Source organism: Dietzia sp. DQ11-38-2 (assembly GCF_014145055.1).
Classification (GTDB): Bacteria; Actinomycetota; Actinomycetes; order Mycobacteriales; family Mycobacteriaceae; genus Dietzia.
Genome location: NZ_JAALDW010000259.1, coordinates 2,514 through 4,856, shown reverse-complemented (window position 1 = coordinate 4,856; position 2,343 = coordinate 2,514). Strand labels below are relative to the sequence as shown.

Here is a 2,343-nt window from a genome sequence, read left to right as displayed (position 1 = left end):
CGGCCGCGAGGACGGCCAGCGCGCGCACGACCCCGTCGACCCCGCCCCGGAGCACCAGGCAGAGCTCGGCCCGTGGCGCCGCCGGGTCGGGGACGAGGGCGGACGGGTCACCCATGGGATCGGCCGAACATCCGAGCGAGACGTAGCGGACCAGCCCCGACTCGAGGTCCACGAAGCGCAGGACCCGGATCGGAGCGGCCCCCAGGAAGGTGACCGACGCCTCCTGCGGTTCCGGGCCCAGATGAGTGACCAGGTGCTCCCGGACCGCTGCCAGGACGGCCGGCGGGTCGGATCCGGCTCCCGGGAGACTCACGAGAGGCCGAGGCGCGCGAGCTCGTCGCGGACCTTCTCGGCGTTCGCGGGCTCGCACAGGATGTCGTAGCGCCCGGCGACCAGCTGCGAGGTCGACGCGAAATCGCGCTTCCCCCGCGTCGCGGCGTACGACAGCGACGCCGAGACCACACCGAAGACCGAACCGCCCACGAGTCCGGTGAGGACGACCCCCCACATCGGTTGGGTGAATATCCCGACGAGCAGACCCACGAAGAGCCCCAGCCACGCCCCGGTCGCCAGTCCGCCGAGCAGGACCTTGGGCCAGGTCAGGCGGCCGGTCACACGTTCCACCTGCATGAGGTCCACGCCCACGATGGTCACCTCGTGGACGGGGAAGTCCTCGTCGGCGAGGTGATCCACGGCGGCCTGCGCCTGGGCGTAGGTCGGGTAGGAACCCACGACCCATCCGGTGGGAGGGGTGGGGAGCCCGGGCGTCTGACCGCGACCGGTCCTGCCGGAGGTCGGGGAGATGGGAGTGGTCATCAGTTCGATCCTTCCGTCGCCGACCCGTGGGGACCGGTCTCGTGTGTACCCGACGTCGTCATCCCTGCCGCCCGACCCCGTGCGGAGACCACCAGGGCCATCTTGCGGCTGGCCTCGTCGAGCATCTCGTCCCCGAACATCACCGCGCCGCGAGCCCCTCCCTCGGCCGATGTCGAGTGGGCGTAGGCGGCGAGGATCCCCTCCGCCTTGTCGAACTCGTCCTGGCGTGGGCTGAACACCTCGTTGCCCGCGTCGACCTGGGCGGGATGCAGGACCCACTTGCCGTCGAATCCCAGCGCCGCGGTGCGCGCCGCCGCCCGTCGGAAACCCTCCACGTCCCTCACCTTGAGAAACGGCCCGTCGATCGCCTGCAGTCCGTGCGCGCGGGCCGAGACGAGGATGCTCAACAGCACGTGGTGGTACGCGTCTCCCGGCGCGTAGCCCTCGGGCTGCTCCCCCACGGTGAGCGTGCGCATGCCGATCGAGGCCATGAAGTCCGCGGGTCCGAACACCAGCGTCAGGACCCGGGGGCTGGCGGCGGCGATCTCATCGATGTGGGTGAGCCCGAGCGCGTCCTCGATCTGGGGCTCGATCCCGATGTGCCCGACCGGCAGTCCCGCTGACTTCTCGACCTGGGTCAGGACCAGGTCGAGGGCCCGGACCTCCGCGGCGGACCGCGCCTTGGGCAGCAGCAGTGCGTCGACGTGGGCGCCGGCCCGGCCGACCACCTCCGTCACGTCGCGGACCGTGTACTCGGTGTCCCACGCGTTGACCCGCACGACGACCGTCGGCGCGGCGAAGCCCTCCGTGGTGAGCGCCTCGACGACGTTCTCCCTGGCCTGCTCCTTTGCCGGTCCCGCCACGGCGTCCTCGAGGTCGAGGAACACCTCGTCCACCGGCAGGCCGCGCGCCTTGTCGATCATCTTGACGCTGCTGCCGGGGACGGCGAGGACCGTGCGCCGTGGGCGGGCGCGGAGATCGGCGATCGTCGCCGCGGCGGAATCCGACGGTGCGGGATCCGAGTACTGGGCGGGGGTCATCTGCGGGCACTCCCTTCCGGTGCGGTGCGGGCGGGGTGCGATCCACCACCCGGGGACTAACCTGGTCCGCATGGCGAACCTCAACAAGGCGTTCGTCGCCAGGCTAGCCGGACTGCCGGTGATCGGCCCTGACGGGGACGACATCGGGCGGATCCGTGACGTCGTGGTGACGATGCGTGCCCGGCACAAGCAGCCCCGGGTGCTCGGACTGGTGGTGGAGCTGCCGACCCGTCGGCGGATCTTCGTCCCGATGTTGAGGGTCGCGGCGGTCGAGCCCCGTTCGGTCGCGCTCGTCTCCGGAACCATCAATCTCCACCGGTTCCAGTCCAGGCCCGGGGAGAACCTCGTGCTCGGGGCGCTGGTGGACTCGATCGTCGGGGTCGATCCGGAGCGCGGCACGACCGGCGCCGCGCCCCCCGGCGCGACCGGCACGACCCGGTCGGCGGCGACGGCGCGCTACCAGGTCGTCGACGTGGAGATCGAGCAG

General features: G+C 71.7%; 4 protein-coding genes. 1 reads left to right on the top strand and 3 read right to left on the bottom strand.

Annotated elements, in window-relative coordinates:
- From G6026_RS09540 to G6026_RS09530, 3 genes are all read right to left on the bottom strand, one after another.
- Positions 1–313: suppressor of fused domain protein (locus G6026_RS09540; protein ID WP_182613021.1), on the bottom strand; the 313-nt coding region annotated here is incomplete at its 3' end.
- Positions 310–816: a general stress protein gene (locus G6026_RS09535; RefSeq protein ID WP_107756742.1), complete on the bottom strand. Its 507-nt coding sequence runs from the start codon at positions 814–816 to the stop codon at positions 310–312. The genes G6026_RS09535 and G6026_RS09540, both read right to left, overlap by 4 nt.
- Positions 816–1,856, bottom strand: coding sequence for a CoA ester lyase (locus tag G6026_RS09530; RefSeq protein ID WP_182613020.1), 1,041 nt, complete (start codon positions 1,854–1,856; stop codon positions 816–818). The genes G6026_RS09535 and G6026_RS09530 overlap by 1 nt, the downstream gene beginning before the upstream one ends.
- A 70-nt stretch (positions 1,857–1,926) precedes the next feature.
- Between G6026_RS09530 and G6026_RS09525 the strand changes: the two genes are divergently transcribed.
- A partial coding sequence (locus G6026_RS09525) for a PRC-barrel domain-containing protein (RefSeq protein WP_241728004.1) occupies positions 1,927–2,343 on the top strand: 417 nt, incomplete at its 3' end.

Bases quoted from the DNA above. Each gene is read 5' to 3' on its own strand.
- G6026_RS09535 (WP_107756742.1), bottom strand. From the start codon at position 816: ATGACCACTCCCATCTCCCCGACCTCCGGCAGGACCGGTCGCGGTCAG.
- G6026_RS09530 (WP_182613020.1), bottom strand. From the start codon at position 1,856: ATGACCCCCGCCCAGTACTCGGATCCCGCACCGTCGGATTCCGCCGCG.